The 17,421-nt window shown below is 47.8% G+C and carries 19 protein-coding genes; 15 read left to right on the top strand and 4 right to left on the bottom strand.

Going from position 1 to position 17,421, the window contains the following annotated elements:
- Positions 1–107: 107 nt before the first annotated feature.
- From BBI15_RS15000 to BBI15_RS14985, 4 genes are all read left to right on the top strand, one after another.
- Positions 108–959: a mechanosensitive ion channel family protein gene (locus tag BBI15_RS15000; RefSeq protein WP_068870781.1), complete on the top strand. Its 852-nt coding sequence runs from the start codon at positions 108–110 to the stop codon at positions 957–959.
- 140 nt (positions 960–1,099) lie between these two features.
- Positions 1,100–1,372, top strand: coding sequence for an RNA polymerase sigma factor (locus BBI15_RS16840; protein WP_068870779.1), 273 nt, complete (start codon positions 1,100–1,102; stop codon positions 1,370–1,372).
- Positions 1,373–1,725: 353 nt separating this feature from the next.
- Positions 1,726–2,382: a potassium channel family protein gene (locus BBI15_RS14990; RefSeq protein WP_068870777.1), complete on the top strand. Its 657-nt coding sequence runs from the start codon at positions 1,726–1,728 to the stop codon at positions 2,380–2,382.
- Between the two features lie 168 nt (positions 2,383–2,550).
- The gene (locus BBI15_RS14985) at positions 2,551–3,102 is read left to right on the top strand and encodes a dihydrofolate reductase family protein (RefSeq protein WP_068870775.1); all 552 of its coding nucleotides are present in this window, start codon (positions 2,551–2,553) and stop codon (positions 3,100–3,102) included.
- A 122-nt stretch (positions 3,103–3,224) separates the two neighbouring features.
- On the opposite strand, the gene BBI15_RS14980 is transcribed toward BBI15_RS14985, so the two are convergent.
- Complete coding sequence (locus BBI15_RS14980) at positions 3,225–4,556, bottom strand: TrkH family potassium uptake protein (protein ID WP_068870774.1); 1,332 nt, start codon at positions 4,554–4,556, stop codon at positions 3,225–3,227.
- A 276-nt stretch (positions 4,557–4,832) separates the two neighbouring features.
- Between BBI15_RS14980 and BBI15_RS14975 the strand changes: the two genes are divergently transcribed.
- Entirely contained in the window at positions 4,833–5,672 is an 840-nt protein-coding gene (locus BBI15_RS14975) for an aldo/keto reductase (protein WP_068870772.1), read from the top strand.
- 88 nt (positions 5,673–5,760) lie between these two features.
- Here the strand turns inward: BBI15_RS14975 and BBI15_RS14970 are convergent, their stop codons facing one another.
- A complete protein-coding gene (locus BBI15_RS14970) occupies positions 5,761–6,606 on the bottom strand; it encodes a GAF domain-containing protein (protein ID WP_068870771.1) in 846 nt (281 codons plus the stop codon).
- 321 nt (positions 6,607–6,927) lie between these two features.
- Between BBI15_RS14970 and BBI15_RS14965 the strand changes: the two genes are divergently transcribed.
- The 5 genes from BBI15_RS14965 to BBI15_RS14945 all read left to right on the top strand — a co-directional run bounded on the left by BBI15_RS14965 (position 6,928) and on the right by BBI15_RS14945 (position 11,115).
- Positions 6,928–7,689, top strand: a complete 762-nt coding sequence (locus BBI15_RS14965) for a Nif3-like dinuclear metal center hexameric protein (protein ID WP_068870769.1) — start codon at positions 6,928–6,930, stop codon at positions 7,687–7,689.
- Positions 7,690–7,730: 41 nt separating this feature from the next.
- Positions 7,731–8,732, top strand: a complete 1,002-nt coding sequence (locus BBI15_RS14960; protein ID WP_068870767.1) for a S66 family peptidase — start codon at positions 7,731–7,733, stop codon at positions 8,730–8,732.
- Positions 8,733–8,747: 15 nt separating this feature from the next.
- A complete protein-coding gene (locus BBI15_RS14955; RefSeq protein WP_068870765.1) occupies positions 8,748–9,446 on the top strand; it encodes an aspartate/glutamate racemase family protein in 699 nt (232 codons plus the stop codon).
- A 73-nt stretch (positions 9,447–9,519) separates the two neighbouring features.
- Positions 9,520–10,113, top strand: coding sequence for a hypothetical protein (locus BBI15_RS14950; RefSeq protein WP_084632956.1), 594 nt, complete (start codon positions 9,520–9,522; stop codon positions 10,111–10,113).
- A gap of 399 nt (positions 10,114–10,512) precedes the next feature.
- Positions 10,513–11,115 (top strand): MEDS domain-containing protein, encoded by a 603-nt coding sequence (locus BBI15_RS14945; RefSeq protein WP_068870763.1) that lies wholly within the window; start codon positions 10,513–10,515, stop codon positions 11,113–11,115.
- 69 nt (positions 11,116–11,184) lie between these two features.
- Here BBI15_RS14945 and BBI15_RS14940 read toward each other — a convergent pair whose 3' ends face one another.
- Positions 11,185–11,634: a PrpF domain-containing protein gene (locus BBI15_RS14940; protein WP_068870761.1), complete on the bottom strand. Its 450-nt coding sequence runs from the start codon at positions 11,632–11,634 to the stop codon at positions 11,185–11,187.
- 61 nt (positions 11,635–11,695) lie between these two features.
- Between BBI15_RS14940 and BBI15_RS14935 the strand changes: the two genes are divergently transcribed.
- Together BBI15_RS14935 and BBI15_RS14930 are read left to right on the top strand one after the other, a co-directional pair.
- Complete coding sequence (locus tag BBI15_RS14935) at positions 11,696–13,120, top strand: anion permease (protein ID WP_068870759.1); 1,425 nt, start codon at positions 11,696–11,698, stop codon at positions 13,118–13,120.
- A gap of 55 nt (positions 13,121–13,175) precedes the next feature.
- On the top strand, positions 13,176–13,523 hold the full coding sequence (locus tag BBI15_RS14930) for an ASCH domain-containing protein (RefSeq protein WP_068870758.1): 348 nt from the start codon (positions 13,176–13,178) through the stop codon (positions 13,521–13,523).
- A gap of 300 nt (positions 13,524–13,823) precedes the next feature.
- Here BBI15_RS14930 and BBI15_RS14925 read toward each other — a convergent pair whose 3' ends face one another.
- Positions 13,824–14,681, bottom strand: a complete 858-nt coding sequence (locus BBI15_RS14925; RefSeq protein WP_068870756.1) for an SDR family oxidoreductase — start codon at positions 14,679–14,681, stop codon at positions 13,824–13,826.
- A 188-nt stretch (positions 14,682–14,869) separates the two neighbouring features.
- Here BBI15_RS14925 and BBI15_RS14920 point away from each other — a divergent pair, with 188 nt between their 5' ends.
- From BBI15_RS14920 to BBI15_RS14910, 3 genes are all read left to right on the top strand, one after another.
- Positions 14,870–15,304 (top strand): Rrf2 family transcriptional regulator, encoded by a 435-nt coding sequence (locus tag BBI15_RS14920; protein WP_068870754.1) that lies wholly within the window; start codon positions 14,870–14,872, stop codon positions 15,302–15,304.
- 238 nt (positions 15,305–15,542) lie between these two features.
- A complete protein-coding gene (locus BBI15_RS14915; protein WP_068870753.1) occupies positions 15,543–16,787 on the top strand; it encodes an MFS transporter in 1,245 nt (414 codons plus the stop codon).
- Positions 16,788–16,814: 27 nt separating this feature from the next.
- Positions 16,815–17,309, top strand: a complete 495-nt coding sequence (locus BBI15_RS14910; RefSeq protein ID WP_068870751.1) for a GNAT family N-acetyltransferase — start codon at positions 16,815–16,817, stop codon at positions 17,307–17,309.
- Positions 17,310–17,421 lie beyond the last annotated feature (112 nt).

Raw genomic sequence — 17,421 nt, 5'->3', positions numbered from 1 at the left:
AGTAGAAAGCGTGAAATGCGCCCTGGAAGTATGTTATAAAGAAACAGGAAAATACATAGGTTCTGCGTCGGTTGAACATGGCGCGAGGAAGTGAAAGGAATGATTGTTTGTTTGATTTCATTGATATTGATTGGGGAAATCTATTAGTAGAGGCGGGAATCATTGCCGCCCAGGTCATCGGGATTTTGATTGCCTTTGCGATTGTCCGGGCGGTGGGGAAAAAGCTGATCAACCGTTCGTTTGACCGCTTGACGAAAAAAGGCGATGTGACAAACGGCCGTGCATTGACGCTTCGTTCATTGTCTGAGAACGTCTTCTCCTACGCATTGGTTTTTGTGTTGGTTGCAACTTTGTTCAATATTTTCGGGCTGTCCGTTGCGAGCCTCATCGCCGGAGCGGGAATCGTCGGCCTGGCGATCGGGTTCGGCGCACAGGGCCTCGTCAGCGACGTCGTCACCGGCTTCTTCCTGTTGCTGGAGAAACAGATCGATGTCAACGATTATGTCACGGTGGGTGCCATTGACGGTGTCGTCGAATCGGTTGGGTTGCGCACGACGCAAATCCGCAGCTTTGACGGGACTTTGAATTTCATCCCGAACCGCGACATTACGACCGTCAGCAACCATTCGCGCGGAAATATGCGTGCACTCGTGGATATTGGGGTCTCGTATGATGAAAATATCGACGAAGCGATGGCCGTGCTGAAACAGGTATGCGAGAAAATCGCGAAAGACAATGCCAATATCGTCGAAGGGCCGGATGTCATCGGCGTCCAAGCGTTCGGGGCATCGGATGTGACGCTGCGCATCATCGCCAAAGCGAAAAGCGGGGAGCAATGGGGAGTCGAGCGCGAGCTGCGCAAAGCCATCAAGGAAGCGCTGGATGCCCACGATATTGAAATCCCGTTTCCGCATCAAGTCACCATCCATAAAGGGTTGGGAAATCCCGTCCAATCTTAAGCGTATAATGGCAAGAAACGGATCGGCCCTGTCTATCGGGGCCGGTCCTTTCTGTTACTTGATTATCTTGATATTATCCTGAATATAGGGTTTCCTTTCTCTTCTTATGGGTATTTTGAATAAGAAGAGAGAGGTGCTAAATGACTACGGATGGGCAATTGTTGGAAAGGCTGAAGTTTCGGGACAGAACCGCTTTGGAATCGATATACGATGAATACTATTTATTGCTTTGGAAGGCCTGTTATCGGAAATTCAATGACCAAGCGGAATGCGAACGCGTCCTGACAGAAGTTTTCCGTCAGTTGTGGGAATGTCCGCAACAGTTTAGTGGAGATCGGCGATTGGTTTTTTACTTGATTGAATGCACAAACAACACAATGGCGAGGCTAAAAAGAGAAACCCAGTGCCAATAACATAGCGAAAAAGCATGCAGCTAAACCTGATGAAAGTGAAATTCATGAGACAAAGCAGAATGCCTGTCGGGCTTGCATGCCTTTAATCGGAGACTGCCTTAACTGCCGAGACACCCTCCCTATTATATGGATAGGGGAGTGGTGTCTTTTTCTTATATGCCGCATCTGGATTTGAACAAGTTAACTTCCTATTGTCAATATTGACAATATTGCTCAACAGATGTAGATTTTAGTCAATTGAACGTAAGGGTCGGGAGGCTTTCCAAGACACTGGAATCGGTGTTCAACCCGATCATCTAGAGGGTGGCCGCTTAAGGCTTAATTTTGATGGATGATAGAAATGAGGAAATGACGTGAAAAAGCAATTTATCGTAATCGGCCTGGGCCGGTTCGGCAGCAGCATCTGCAAGGAGCTTTTCAAGCTCGGGCATGAGGTCATGGCGATCGATTCCTCCCCGGAGCGTGTCGACCTGATGCGCAAATTCTCTTCCCATGCCGCTGTAGCGAACGCGACCGATGAAGCGAGCTTGAGGGAACTCGGGGTACGTAATTTTGAACATGCGGTCGTGGCAATTGGCGAGAATATGCAGACGAGCGTGTTGTGCACCTTGATGCTCAAGGAAATCGGCGTTCCGCTCGTATGGGTCAAAGCGAAAGACCTGCAGCATCAAATGATTCTTGAGAAAGTCGGAGCGGACCGCGTCATCCAGCCGGAAAATGAGATGGGCATCCGCATCGCCCATCACATGGATTCCGACAAGGTCGTGGATTATATCGATTTATCCGAAGACTACAGCATCGTGGAATTGGTGGCTTCCGAGAAATTGATGGACCAAAGCTTGTTGGAGCTGGACATCCGGGCGAAATACCAATGCACAATTCTTGCCATCAAACGCGGAGATGAAGTGAATGTCGCGCCGATGCCGGATGATCAAGTGAAATTGGACGATGTGCTCGTCGCCATGGGACATCGCAATGACTTGAAGCGGTTTGAGGAAAAAGGGATTTAGTATTAAATATTGGATTTGGACAAATTTCGCAAAAGAGGCACACTTCCATCGAAGTGTGCCTCTTTTTTTGACCGATAAAAATTCATGCCTTTATAGAAGGAGAATGATGCGTGAAGAGGAAATGATTAGCAAAGAGGTTTACTGAACATAGAAAAGGATGTGGGCGAGATGGCAAAGGCCTGTTTTGGAATGATTGTCTCACTCGACGGATTCATCAATGATGGCGCTGGGAAGCTCGACAAGCTATACGAAAGTTTCGAACCCAATGAGGAAATCAATGAAGTGATGGCGAAGACCGGGGCGGTGGTGATGGGCCGCCGCACTTATGACATGACTGACGACTCGGATGCCTATGCCGATGATTATGAATTCCAAGTGCCGATTTTTGTTTTGACGCATCATCCGCCGGCTAAGCATCCAAAAGAAAACGACGACTTGAGCATCACGTTTGTGACGGAAGGCATCGAAACCGCAGTCCGTAAAGCAAGAGCTGCTGCCGGAGAAAAGGATGTGGTCATACTTGGCGCCGATATCGGCCAGCAGGCATTACGAGCAAATCTGGTGGACGAGTTGCAGATCGCCATCGCCCCGCTGCTGCTTGGGACGGGCACGCGCATGTTCGAACACCTGGAAGATATGGAAATCCACTTGGAAAAAATCCGGACGATGGAGTCAAGACGGCAAGTGGAAATACATTACAAAGTAATCAAGCCGTCGTAAGGGGATAAAGTAAGGAATTGATAGGGATGAGAATTGAAGTTGCCGGCATGTTAAGAAACCGATGAAAAAAGGCTGCATCTCCGAATCCGGAGATGCAGCTTTTCATTTGGCCAAATCCGGCATCATCCTGTAAAGATATCGCCTTTCGGATGGCGGATCGGCTCCCGATGCTGGCGCGCCAAGGCGAAAGCCAAGGTGACAGGGCCCACGCGGCCGATGAACATCAAAACCATAATGACGAATTTGCCGATGTTGGAAAGCTCACCGGTCAAGCCCATCGATAATCCGACCGTCCCAAACGCCGAGAACGCTTCGAAAACGATCCATTCGAAAGGCGCGTTTTCCGTATAGCTTAAGATCAAAATGCCGGTAAAGATGGCAGTCATGCTGATGAACACGATCGCAAGCGAGCGTTCCAATAAGTGGGAAGGGATTGCGCGGTTGAAAATGACGGCTTCTTTTTTTCCATTCAGATAGGAAGCGGTCACTAAGATGATGACCAAAAAAGTCGTGAGCTTGATGCCGCTCCCTGTCGATGCACTGCCTGCCCCAATAAACATCAAGAGGGAAATGAGTACAATCGAGCCGGTCTCCATGCTGCCGATATCGATGGAATTGAATCCTGCAGTACGCGGTGTAACGGCCTGGAAATAAGAAGCCCATAACTTGTCGCCGAGCGGCATCGAACCGAGCGTCTCCATATTCCCATACTCCGACACGAACAGAAACAGCATGGCGAAAAGGTTGACCGCGAGTGTCCCGGTCAGCATGATTTTCGAATGCAGCGACAAGTGCCGGAATTCCTTGGCGCCCCACATATCGTAGAGGACCGTGAATCCGATGCCGCCTGTGATGAATAGCAAGGTGATGATGATATTGACGGCAGGGTCTCCGGCATAAGCACTCAAGGAATCATCCCATAGCGAGAATCCGGCGTTATTGAAAGCGGAAACGGCGTGAAATGCGCTAGTGAACAACCCGAATCCCCAGCCGTATTCCGGTACCCAGCGAACGGCCAGGAAAACGGCAGCGATCCCTTCAATCACGATAGTGAAAACAAGAATGATGCGCACGAGGCGGATCATGCCGCCGAGTGAGTACTGGTTGAACGATTGCTGGATCAAGATCCGCCCCTTCAGGCCGATCTTTTTCCCGAGCAGCATGACGATCAATACGGCGAACGTCATCAAGCCAAGCCCGCCGATCTGCATGAGCACAATGATGACGGTTTGGCCGAACAGTGTAAAATCGTTTCCCGTACTGAGAACGGCAAGGCCTGTCACCGTGGTCGCGGAAGTGGCGGTAAATAACGCATCCAAAAAAGAAATCGGGGAGATGGTTGATATAGGCAGGTACAGCAAGCCAGCCCCGAAAAGAATGGTTACCAGAAAGGTGATGGATAGCACTTGCGGCGGAGATATATGGATTTTTTTCAATAGATAGGATTTGTTCATCAAATTGGCCGGCTATTCTTCAGTATGGGTTCAGTATGCTTAAAGCATGATCTCCATCTCATTCTTCATCCACTCTTTTCCGGTAAATATAAGCTAAAATATACGCTTCTATTCAGAGAAGTCAATATTGTTTTTTGATTGGAAATAAACGGGGATGATCCGGTTGTCCCTCGTCTTGAATAGCTTGCAGGGCTATAACGATAATTTTCCGTCCAAGTGGGTATAATAAAATGGTTAGGCTGTAGTTTATTAGAAGAAACAGGAGGGCTATCATTCATGGAAAACCTGCAAGCGACTGTCACGTTAAATAATGGAAGCGAAATGCCATGGCTCGGCCTTGGTGTCTTTCGAGTCGAAAACGGCCCGGAAGCAACTGAAGCCGTCAAAACAGCCATCGTCAACGGCTATCGCAGCATCGATACCGCCGCCATTTACGGCAATGAGGAAAGCGTTGGGGAAGGGATCCAACAAGGAATCGAAGAGGCGGGAATCGCGAGGGAAGACTTATTCATCACCTCGAAATTATGGAATAAGGACTTCGGCTACGAGTCAGGAATCGAAGCTTACGGGACGAGCCTGAAGAAACTGGGGCTGGAGTACCTGGACTTGTATTTGCTCCATTGGCCGGTCGAAGGCAAATACAAAGAAGCATGGAAAGCACTCGAGCATCTCTATATGGACGGGCAAGTCAAAGCGATCGGCGTCAGCAATTTCCAGATCCATCATTTAGAAGATTTGATGACAGGCGCGGACATCAAACCGGTCGTCAACCAAATCGAGTATCATCCGCGTTTGACGCAAGAGAAGTTGCTTGCATTCTGCCGCGAAAACGACATCCAGGCGGAATCCTGGTCGCCGCTCATGGCAGGTGAAGCACTCGAACAGCCGGAGCTGAAAGAAATCGCAGCGAAATACAATAAATCGGTCGCTCAAGTCATTTTGCGCTGGAATCTGCAAAACGGCGTCGTGACCATTCCAAAGTCGACCAATGAAGGGCGCATCGTGGAAAATTCACAAGTGTTCGATTTTGAATTGACGGAGGAAGACATGCAGCAGATTTCGGCATTAAACGAAGACCGCCGCGTCGGCCCAGATCCGGATAACTTCGATTTTTAAAGGGGAATGGACACTGACATTAGGTGAGTCTTTGCCTTTCCAGTCATAACAAAAGGAAGAGAAAAGCCCTGGAGCTTTTCTCTTCCTTTTATTTTTCCAGCTTATAGCCGATTTTATTCAACGCCGATTCAATGTCGGCGACATACTCGGTTTTCAACTGTGATAAGTGTTCGCTGACGCCTGGCTTTTGCACGAGCCAAGGCGGAAGGCCGGTCATCATGACTTGTACGCCCATGACATTTAAGCCTGATACCAAATTCTTCAAGACGTCCGGGAACTGGTTTTCCAAGAGCATCAATTGCGACAAGTCGATGATAAACGAATGGATGCCTTTATCGGCCGCATAATGCAAAGTGTCTTCCATGATTTTCTGGGAACGTGATTCATTGATATTCCCTTGCAGTGACAGGATTGCCAAGCCCTTTTTGATCGGGATGATCGGCACGCTCAGCAACTCGATGTCTCCTAAGGTAGTATCCAAATGAATGACATAAGACAGCACTTCCGCCATTTGCTTAAGGAAGTGGATGTCGTTATCGGTAAAATCTTTTTCTTCTTTGTCCATGACGCATAAAGTGCCGAACACTTCGCCGTAGAAATCGCGCAGCGTTACGCCGAGAAAGCCTTTCACTTCGAGTTCCTCGGTCACATCCAGGTCTTTTGTTAAGGTGAATGAGCCAAGATTATTTGTATGCATCGCTTCCTGGTCGCTTTGAATGATCAAGCGGCAATACGTGCCGTCGTAATCCACAGCGTATCCTTCAGGAATAATATAATGGTCTTTATTGAATGAACTGAGTACTTTCATCGCGGTCGGGCCGCGCTGTGTCACGTAAGCGGTGTTGACGCCGAGTTCATCACTGATTACTTGAAACAGCTTGTAGGAAACGGCTTTCAATGAATCGTGTGTAGACATTCTTTGTTTGTCGTTCATCTTTCGTTCCTCCCCATATCCTGGGGGACCCTGCTAGTCATCTTTGATGTATAGAGTCATTTCCTTTACGTGCAACTTGATGTCGTTCAAGTTTTCATAAAAACTCCACTTTAATCGTCCAGTCAGTAGGGCAGCCCCTCGTGTTTCTGCCTCTAACCCTATAGAATTCACTAGTGGAGGTCAAGAATAAAATTTCGGTAATCGAAAAAAATAAGTGGATGACGAGAAAGAGAAGGCGTCTCTCGGGATATCGATGTCCGTCTTGCTGAAGGTTATTATATGGTAAAATCAAGAAAAAACAGAATAGTGGGGCTTTTGAAGATGAATATAAAGGATTTCGAAAAAACGATCCAGCAATTGTTCGGTGAAAAATTATTGGAAGAGGAAGATGAATACGGCTTTACGTACACGGCGGATAAGGAAATCCACAAGATTGGTTATGCGACTAATTTGTCTGTCGAAACGGTAGAATTGGCCATCGCACAAGGCATCGATTTGATGGTGACGCATCATGACGCGTGGGATTTCATCTACGGATTAAGAGAAGCGTGTGCTGCTAAACTGGCAGCTCATAACATCAGCCATTTCTGGATCCATGCACCGCTGGATTTCGTGGACTTTGGCACCTGCACGGCATTGATGAAGATATTGGAAGTAGATGAAATCAATGCCTACTCAACCTATAGCGAAGCGGATGGGGAACTTCCGGGTATCGCGGAATTCGCTGCCCCTGTGGAATTTGAGCAATTGGCCGGAAGAATGCGCAGTGCGTTAAGCGAACCGGTGCGCGCGTGGAAGAATAACGACCGGCCCGTCAAGCGGATCGGTGTCTTGACCGGAGCGGGCCATTCCTCTGCACTCATCCGCGAGGCGGCCGAAAGAGGCTGCGATACGTATATCACAGGGGAAGCCACGCTTTACACGATTCAGTACGCACAGTTTGCGGGCATCAATTTACTGATCGGCAGCCACACCTTCACCGAGATCTTCGGCGTTGCCAGCTTAGCTGAGAAAATTGCGGAAATACATCCGGATGTGGAAATTACAGAGTTGGAAGAGTCGCATTTTGAGTTGAACCACTGAAAAAGAAAAAAGCGAACCAAAGAGGTGGAAGGAGAGGGCATATGGCCATATTCAATCGCTTGAAAAAAGGAGATAAAATTGGGATCTATTCCCCGTCGTCTCCAATTACTTATAACTCGCCGGTGCGTTTCAAACGGGCGAAGGATTTTCTGGAATCCAAAGGCTTTGAAATCGTGGAAGGCAGCTTGACGGGCAAACGGGATTTCTACCGTTCGGGGACAATCCAGGAGCGGGCAGAAGAGCTGAACAGATTGATCCGCAATCCGGATGTCCGTTGCATCATGTCGACGATCGGCGGGACGAATTCCAATTCGCTGTTGCCGTATATCGATTACGAAGCGTTTCAAAAAGACCCGAAAATCATGATCGGCTATTCGGATGCGACGGCTGTGCTGCTCGCCATTTACGCCAGGACCGGCATTCCGGTGTTTTACGGACCGGCGCTGGTGCCATCATTCGGGGAATTCGAACCGTTTGTGGACTATACATATGATTATTTCGAAAAAGCCTTGATGAGAGAAAAAGCTCTTCCGTATGCAGTGGAATTGCCGCCGTACTGGACGGATGAACCTGTTAATTGGGAAGAGAAAACGAAGGAAAAGGACCTGCGAAATAACGCATGGGTAAGCGTAACGGAGGGCAGTGTGACGGGACGCCTGGTTGGTGGCAATGTCAATACGATGGCCGGCATCATGGGGAGCCCGTATATGCCGGTGGTTGAAGACGGCGACATCTTGTTGCTGGAAGATACGATGAAAACGGCAGCCATTGTGGAAAAGAACTTTAATTTACTGAAGCTTAACGGCATTTTTGACAAAGCAGCGGGAATCATTTTGGGCAAGCATGAATTATTCGACGACCAAGGAACGGGAAGAAAACCGTATGAGATTTTGCTGGAGGTGCTGGATGGGCGTGATATTCCGCTGCTTGCTGATTTCGACTGTGCCCATACCCACCCGATGCTGACGATGCCAATCGGCAAGACCGTTACATTGGATGCAACCGAAAAAAGGGTTGAAATTACGGAGCAATGGATTCGTTAAGTGAGGAGGGCTACGATGAAAACAATCGGATTGATCGGCGGGATGAGCTGGGAATCTTCGGCGGAATATTACCGCCTGCTCAACGAACAAGTGAAACAGCGCTTGGGCGGGCTGCATTCGGCTGAATGTCTCATGTACAGCGTCGACTTCGAGGAAATCGAACGTTTTCAGTCGGAAGGGAAATGGGACGAAGCGGGCGAGCGATTGGCGGATGTTGCCCGTTCGCTCGAAAAGGGCGGTGCGGAGCTGATCGTATTGTGCACGAACACGATGCACAAAGTCGTTTCTTCTATAGAAGAAGCTGTGTCGGTGCCTGTTCTGCATATCGCAGATGCGACCGCAAAAGAGATCCGCGCAAACCATCTCTCTACGGTAGGCTTGCTCGGGACCAAATATACGATGGAACAAGACTTCTACAAAGAACGTATTGCCGAAAGCGGCATCGACGTATTGATTCCGGAAGCTGCAGAACGCGATATGATCAACGAAATCATTTTTGACGAATTGTGCTTAGGAAAAATTAACGAGTCTTCGAAAGTGAAATATAAGCAAGCCATCCAGAACCTCATCGATCGCGGGGCACAGGGCATCATCATTGGCTGCACGGAAATCGGCTTGTTGATTCACGATGAAGATGCGGCTGTGCCGTTGTTCGATACGGCCAAGCTCCATGCGAAAGCAGCGGTAATGGAAGCGCTGGACAACGGAAAATAGAGGGGGAAAGCCGAAATGGGATCGCGCATGATGCATTTGATCATTGCTGAACACGTAGCGGGGGAAATCGGCATTGCCGATCGGCCGCGCTTTTTATTGGGTAGTATTGCACCGGATGGAGTTCACGGGAGAGCAGAAAACCAAGTCCCATTATTACGAAGGCAGCGTAGACGATGGGACGAAACACGTACATTATGAAGGCTTCATAGAGAAATATAAAGACCAAATGAAGGATGAATTCATACTCGGCTATGTGGTGCATTTGGTGGCGGATGATGTGTGGATGAAAGACATCTATTTTAAAAAAGAGCTAAAAAACCGCATCGATGCCGACCCGTCGGTGCTCGAGAAATGGCATGCGGATTTCAGGAAGCTTAACGGCATGCTCGTTAACCAGTTTGATTGCGCAGGGATAGAACAACAACTGGCATCCACCGACCTTCCCGATACTCTTATAGAAGAAATTGAAATCAATAATTTGCGGGAGTTCACCAAAGAAACGCTCGGCGACTTCCAATCCACTAAAACATTTTCAGGCAAGGATTTGAAGGTTTACTCCGTTGAAGAAATAATCGGTTATATCAAGTCCGCAGCAGAACAGGCCATTCGCGTGTACAGGTCTCTCGGAGTGCAGGAAAGCCGAAGAGGTGGACGCATTGGCCATTAGAAATTCCGCCAGGTGTATTCGGGGGCATTCAATTAAATAATGGAAATTGAAAAGGACAGCCGCAATTTGCCGGTTGTCCTTTTCGTGTCGATATCTATATCTATTCCTGAACCGTCCGTTAAAAGGAGCCGCGGCTACAGTAGGCATGATGGACAAGTCCATTTACAAGCTATTGATTCCCTTGTGAGGGTTGTCCTTAGGGCGTAAAACCCGCCAGTCTCCAAGGGGGGGTGAAATCTCTTTCGTATTTTCCCAAAATGTGATATATTTTGGGTCATCCATAGAACGCGCATTCGGCGGAGGCGTCTCCGCATGCTAAAATACCACGTTTTCTATTGAATCCCAGTGGCGACGTGAGCCTGTGCACGGACGAATCAGAACGGGAAAAGGAAGTGGAGCATGGAACATAAGATACCAGCACTCACATTGAAGATCAGGAACAGTTCCGGGGGCCACATCTTTTATCTGACAAAAGAAACAAAGCATTATATTGATAATATCGTCTTGTTCATTTTGGACGGTTTGCAGAACAACGAGCACGTCTTGGTTGTGGAAAACAACCGTTTGACCCCTTTGGTCCGGAAACGGCTCCAAGCGGTTTTGGCAGCAGAAGAACTGGCCCAGGTCCATTTTTTCGATAGCTACAAACTGTATTGGCATAAAGGAAATTTCCATCCGAGTACGATCGTCGACTACTTCCAGGAAAACTTCGACGTCTCGGGGATGCCCTGCCAGCATTTTCGTACTTGGGGGCATATCGAGTGGAACACGCGCGACGGCTTGGAAGACGAACTGCTGTCGTACGAAAAGCAGGTAGATCAGCTGATCATGGCCAATAAATTGACAGCAGTATGCGCGTACGACGCCATCCGTGTAGAGCAGCATCTACAGGATAAGCTCGCCTTGTACCACGATTACTTGATGGAAGACGAAGAGATCGTATTTTTAAAAGAAATACGCGATTCGAAGCAGCACTTAGCCAACGAGGCAACTGGAAACTGAAAAACTTCAAAAGCATGCAAAAAAGGCTTCCCGAAAAGATCATGAAGATGATCTTCCGGGAAGTCTTTTTTAGACGGCAGATACGGCATGCTGGTAGCTGCCTTTTGTATGGGCATAGCCTTCAAGAATCAGGCGGGCGGTCCGGACGACTTTGATATTGCTGATGTGCCCGGCGATAAGGTCGACTTTCGTTTCGATGATGCCGGAAGGGTGTCCGAGGCGCACAACATTGGAATCGATCCGGATCAAGTCATTTAAAATGGTGTCTTGGAGAAACGCGCCCGCCGTTGTGCAGATCGCGCCGGTGATGGCCAAAGCCTGGTGCGGCTTTTGCATGGACATCATCCGGATCCGGCAATCCATCGTATCGGCTTCACGGCGGATGCCGTTGACGTCCGAGTAAACTTCGGGGGTGGCCACTAGCGTCAGTTTTGGCACCGCAGGAGATTTGACCGTCGCTTCTTCTTTCGAACAGAAGCCGCATAATTCTGCCGCGGCCGAGCGGATATATTCATTCAACAGCCGGAAAGGCGTATAATCCTCCTTGCATAAAATACAGTATTTAAAAAGGAGAAGTAGGATGAATACTCAAAAACAAGGAGAAGTGAACTGGAAGTTGCTCTTGATTTGTGTCGCTATCGGTGCGACTATCTGGTTCATTCCCGCACCTGCTGGATTGGAAACGGATGCCTGGCATTTGTTCAGTATATTTGTGGCTACGATTGTGGCATTGGTGATCAAGCCGATACCGATGGGAAGCACGGCGATTCTTGCGCTGACGGTGATTGCGTTAACCCAAATCCTTACCTTGGAACAATCGTTAAGCGGATTTCAAAACACGACCATTTGGCTGATTGTCATCGCTTTTTTCATTTCCCGTGGATTTATCAAAACCGGCTTGGGGACACGGGTTTCGTATCTGTTTGTCCGGCTGTTCGGCAAGAAAACGCTCGGCTTGTCGTATTCGATGCTGCTGAGTGATTTGATTTTGGCACCAGCCATGCCGTCAAATACCGCTCGAGCCGGCGGAATCATTTTCCCGATCATTCGCTCGCTCTCTGAAACCTACGAATCGAGAGTCGGAGACGGCACGGAGCGGCGCATCGGGGCATTTTTGGTCAAGGTCTCTTTTCAGGGAGATATGATCACTTCGGCGATGTTCGTCACGGCCATGGCCGCAAACCCGCTCGCTGTCCAGATTACGCAGGAGATTACGGGTGAGACCATCACTTGGGGCGGTTGGGCGCTCGCCGCATTGGTGCCTGGCTTGATCAGTTTGGCGCTCATTCCTTTTGTGATTTACAAATTGTACCCGCCTGAATTAAAGGAAACACCGGAAGCTTCTGCCATTGCGGTAGAGAAATTGAAGGAAATGGGGCCGATGAAAAAAGAAGAACGCTATATGATCGGTGTCTTCGTCCTGCTGTTGTCGCTCTGGATTTTTGGCGGAAACTTCGGCATCAGCGCGACGACCAGTGCGTTCGTCGGGCTTTGTGTGCTGCTGCTCAGCGGCGTGTTAAGTTGGTCGGATATCAAAAAAGAACAAGGTGCCTGGGATACACTCGTCTGGTTCTCGGTTCTCGTCATGATGGCGACATATTTGAACGAATTGGGCATGATTCCTTGGTTTAGCGACTTGATGGGGAATGCTGTTGGCCAGCTATCTTGGATGATGACCTTGATCATTTTGGCGATCGTCTATTTTTACTCTCATTATTTCTTTGCCAGCAATACGGCTCATGTCAGCGCGATGTATGCGGCGTTCTTATCGGTCATCGTCGCTTCAGGCGCACCACCGCTATTGTCAGCACTGATTCTCGCGTTTTTCTCGAACTTGTTCAGCTGCTTGACGCATTACGGTGCTGGCCCGGCCCCGGTCTTTTTCGGAAGCGGCTATGTCAGCCAGAAAAAATGGTGGAGCCTTGGGTTCATCATTTCCCTTATCCACATTGTGGTCTGGTTTGGCGCAGGCGGATTGTGGTGGAAAGCGCTTGGCCTTTGGTAATAAAGAATAAATTTCTCGAACTTTTTTCTACTAACGATGACTTTGGAGGATATCGATGGAGCACAAAATGAAACTTTACGAAGAACCTTTCCGGGAAATCCAGTCTGGAAAGAAAACGGTCGAAATCAGGCTATACGATTTAAAAAGACGGAAATTGAAAGAGGAAGACACGATAGAATTCACGAAACTGCCTGTTGAAGACGAAAAACTAACGGTTAAAATCAAAAAGTTATGCACATATCCGACGTTTCGGGAAATGTTTGAAGACATTCCCGCTGAGAAATTCGGAATTGTGGATAACAATATTGAAAAACGCGTAAAATCCATCCACACTCTCTATTCGCCACCTCGTGAACAGGAATGGGGCAGCTTGGCGATCGAAATCGAACTGCTTTTCTCTTAAAACGGTGGATAAGCTGTTGAAGGGGCTGTAAAAAATGACAAAAACCATAATGATGTTTTCCACAGGCTTCATAATGTTTATGGCTGGTATGTATATATCCACATACTTATCCACTTTGCGGTGGCTGTTGGTACCGCGCTTGCTGTAGTAGGTGGGGGGTTATAGGAAGCAGCGCCTTTTTCTTGCCAAAACCTGCGTAGAAATCAAATTAGGATGTTCAATTTAATTAGAGGTGGCTTATGCACATATTAAAAAAGCGGAGCCGATCGACAAGATCAGCTCCGTTTTTTGTATTGTTTTTTATTTTGAAACCAGCTGTGCGAGGGCATCGTTGATCGGTGTCAGTGAGCGGCCGAGAACTTGTTCAAAATCGCTGTTCGCAACTTCAAGCGAACCGTTGCGGATGCTTTCCTGGATGCCGACGACAATCGGGATGGCAAAGTCCGGCACGCCGGCACCTTTCATGACTTCTGCGTATTCTTCGTCGCTCACGTGCTGGACAGGAATTTGTTTATTCAGTACATCGCCAAGTGCTGAAGCCAATTGTTCCTGTGTTAGCAAAGGACCTGAGAGTTCGTAGGTCTTGTTTTCATGGCCGTTGCCAGTCAATACGGCGGCCGCTGCGTCTGCATAATCCTGCTGCAAAGCCCAGCCGACTTTTCCTTCTCCAGCCGAAGTGACCCAAGGCGCGCCTGCTTCTGCAGCTTGAATGCTGCCTAGTTCGTTTTCCAAATACCAATTATTGCGAAGGAAGGCATAGGGGATGCCCGTTTTGATGATGGCCGCTTCTGTCGCCACATGCGGCGGTGCCATCAGGTTTTGGCTTTCTGTCGCATTGGCGAGACTCGTATAGGCGATAAATTGAACACCTGCGCGCTCAGCGGCGAGAACCGCATTTTCGTGCTGGCGGATTCTCGTTTCGTTATCGCCGTCGGTTGAAATGATCAACAAGCGGTCGATTCCTTGAAAAGCTTGATCCAATGTTTTAGGAGCATCGAAATCGCCGTGGCGAACGTCTACGCCTTGAGCGCGCAGCTCTTCAGCCTTTTCGGGATTGCGGACACTTACGGCAAGATCGCTAGCAGGTACTTGTTTCAATAAAGATGCCACTACTTTTGAGCCCAGTTTTCCTGTAGCCCCTGTCACCAAAATTTTCATCACTAATTCCTCCTGTTCATTTCTTCTTGTAACTACATTGATTACATGATTAGTTTATTCACTTGTAATCATCTTGTCAACAGGTTGGATTTAATATATTTTCAGCTCGGAATTTGATACAATTACTTGTAACCGAAACAATTACATCATATGGAATTTAACATAAAATAAGCAATGGAGGTCTCAATATGTCCATCAGCAGCCGATTCGCCGTCGGAATCCACATACTGGCGTTAATTGATTTGAATAAAGAAACCGCCTCTTCTTCCGAATTTATCGCAGGCAGTGTCAACACCAATGCAGCGGTCATCAGAAAGATCATGGGAATGCTGAAAAAAGCAGGATTGATCGAAGTGCAGCCAGGGGTGGCGGGCGCTAAACTGTCGAGAGAGTTATCGGAAATCACGCTGTTCGATATTTACAAGGCAGTCAACGTGGTCGAAGAGAACGAATTATTCAGCATTCACGACAAGCCGCATCCTGATTGCGTAGTCGGCAAAAACATCCAAAGCACCATCGAGCCGATCTTCATGGCCGCCCAGTCGGCGATGGAAAAAGTGTTCCAGAACCTGACGCTCGAAGACATCGTGAAAGATATTGAAGCGAAAGAACATATTCAGTGAAAAGACATTCCAAGCGGATGTCTTTTTTTAATGGATAATCCTAAAGGAATTCAAAAGACATAACATTCAATTATTTAAAATATTTTGTGGGAATTATTGGTATAATAATCTTTGAAACATGAATGAGCAGTAGTTATGGAATATACAATGAGAGCAGCTGGGATTACCGATTTCAAAAATGTAAAAGCAACTAAAAAATGATTCTGAGTAAACGATTTAGAGGGAAGGAGGAAGCGGTGTGAACAATAAACTTATAGAGTGGAAAAATCCATCCTTATTATTGCTGTCACTCGGAATTGCAGGCATCGGGGATTTCATCTATTTGGTGGCGATCAATATTATCGTTTATCAGATGACCGGGTCGGCAGCGGCTGTCGCTGGGCTTTGGATTGTGGGGCCAATTGTCAATATCCTGACGAAGTTCTGGACGGGCAGCTTCATCGATTACAGAAGCAAAAAAGCCGTCATCATTTCCACATACCTGCTGCGGGCTGGGTTCATCGCGCTTATTCCACTCGCACCTAATGTTTTCGTCATTTATATCCTCCTCGTTTTCCTGAGCATCGCGAAATCTTTTTTCGGCCCTTCCTCCGTGACGTACATAACCATGCTAGTGCCGAAAGGGAAGCGGAAGCGTTTCAACTCGATTCGCTCCTTTACATCTTCCGGGGCGTTCATTCTGGGCCCGGCAATCGGCGGTGTGCTGATTCTTGGCAGTTCTATCGAAGCGACATTATGGATCAATGCCTTGTTCTTTGTTCTAGCAGCGGTATTGTTCATGAAGCTTCCGAAAGTGGAGAACATTGACCGGGCTTCCATCCCATCATTGACCGTTTCACAAGTGATCAGTGATTTTAAAGTCGTTAACAACTTTATCGCCCAGAATAAATACATCACCTTTGTCTATTTGGCGTTCATGGGTGTTCTCAACTTCTCTTTCGCAATGGATGCGCAAGAAGTGGTCTTTACGCAGCAGGTGATCGGCTTGTCGGAACTCGATTACAGTTTGTTGATCAGCCTCACCGGGATTGGTTCGGTGAGTGGCGGTATTTTGCTTTCGATTTTTTCTTCTAACATTTCATTGAAGTCCATGATGGTGTATGGCTTACTCATGACCGCGGTCGGCTATGTAATTTATGCGTTTTCTTGGTCCTTCATTTCGGTTATGGCCGGTTTTTTGATTCTTGGCTTTTTCATCGTCTTCATGAACGCCGGACTCGCTACCTTTTATCAAAACAATATTCCGGTAGCGCTGATGGGGCGTATCACCAGTATTTTTCAACTGTTCCAAAGCGTGCTGCAGATCGTCTTTCTATTGGCCGTCGGTGTATTCGCGGACTTCATTTCATTACGAATGACGATTGTCGCTTTAGCATTGGTAATGCTTGCGGGAGCTATCGTGCTCGCATTCTTTGTTATAAAACCAGAGAAAGCTAAGTACTTTGAGGAAGAGGAAGATGCTGCGAATGAAGCGTATGTCTAATGGAAGATAAAGGGGAGGAGGTTGAACATGCCGCATATAAAGACAGATAGATTGATGCTTATCACTTTTACTGCAGAAATGATGCAAGCCGCCATTTCAAGCGAGCGCGAGTTGGAGCAAGCTGCGGGTTATCAAGTCATTGATGACTATCCGTCCGATGATTATAAAGAAATTCTTCCTTTCAAAATTCAGCGCTATCGCCAATACCCTGAAGAAAATGAGTGGGAAGGTTTGATTGTTCATCAACAAGATCAAATGATCATGGGAGACATGGGATTCAGACGAAGTACGGACAATTCCGAAGAACTGGAGCTGGGCTATAGCATTGTACCGGCTTGCCAAGGCCAGGGATACGCGACGGAAATGGCTCAGGCAATCATCACTTGGGGATTAACGCAAGCCGGCATCAAAAGGATCATTGCGAGCTGCGATACCAATAACCAGGCTTCCATCCGTGTATTGGAAAAAGCGGGACTGAAAAAGTTGGGCGAACAGGAGCATAAAATACGCTGGTCGACATGAGAGAAATGATGTTGTGCAAAAAAGCGTAAGATCATGGGCTGCATTTCCTGGGGAATAACCGGAAAACAAGCACGGGACATTGCTGAAAACAGGGCAATGAAATTGGGAGGTT

Source organism: Planococcus plakortidis, assembly GCF_001687605.2.
GTDB lineage: Bacteria > Bacillota > Bacilli > Bacillales_A > Planococcaceae > Planococcus > Planococcus plakortidis.
The sequence above is the reverse complement of the archived record's forward strand: the minus strand, read 5'-3'. Positions and strand labels throughout refer to the sequence as shown.

Coding starts and splice junctions, on each gene's coding strand:
- BBI15_RS14980 (WP_068870774.1), bottom strand. CDS start 4,556: ATGAACAAATCCTATCTATTGAAAAAAATCCATATATCTCCGCCGCAA.
- BBI15_RS14910 (WP_068870751.1), top strand. CDS start 16,815: ATGCCGCATATAAAGACAGATAGATTGATGCTTATCACTTTTACTGCA.
- BBI15_RS14975 (WP_068870772.1), top strand. CDS start 4,833: ATGGAAAACCTGCAAGCGACTGTCACGTTAAATAATGGAAGCGAAATG.
- BBI15_RS14970 (WP_068870771.1), bottom strand. CDS start 6,606: ATGAACGACAAACAAAGAATGTCTACACACGATTCATTGAAAGCCGTT.
- BBI15_RS14945 (WP_068870763.1), top strand. CDS start 10,513: ATGGAACATAAGATACCAGCACTCACATTGAAGATCAGGAACAGTTCC.
- BBI15_RS14925 (WP_068870756.1), bottom strand. CDS start 14,681: ATGAAAATTTTGGTGACAGGGGCTACAGGAAAACTGGGCTCAAAAGTA.
- BBI15_RS14965 (WP_068870769.1), top strand. CDS start 6,928: ATGAATATAAAGGATTTCGAAAAAACGATCCAGCAATTGTTCGGTGAA.
- BBI15_RS14960 (WP_068870767.1), top strand. CDS start 7,731: ATGGCCATATTCAATCGCTTGAAAAAAGGAGATAAAATTGGGATCTAT.
- BBI15_RS16840 (WP_068870779.1), top strand. CDS start 1,100: ATGACTACGGATGGGCAATTGTTGGAAAGGCTGAAGTTTCGGGACAGA.
- BBI15_RS14985 (WP_068870775.1), top strand. CDS start 2,551: ATGGCAAAGGCCTGTTTTGGAATGATTGTCTCACTCGACGGATTCATC.
- BBI15_RS14935 (WP_068870759.1), top strand. CDS start 11,696: ATGAATACTCAAAAACAAGGAGAAGTGAACTGGAAGTTGCTCTTGATT.
- BBI15_RS14955 (WP_068870765.1), top strand. CDS start 8,748: ATGAAAACAATCGGATTGATCGGCGGGATGAGCTGGGAATCTTCGGCG.
- BBI15_RS14920 (WP_068870754.1), top strand. CDS start 14,870: ATGTCCATCAGCAGCCGATTCGCCGTCGGAATCCACATACTGGCGTTA.
- BBI15_RS14930 (WP_068870758.1), top strand. CDS start 13,176: ATGGAGCACAAAATGAAACTTTACGAAGAACCTTTCCGGGAAATCCAG.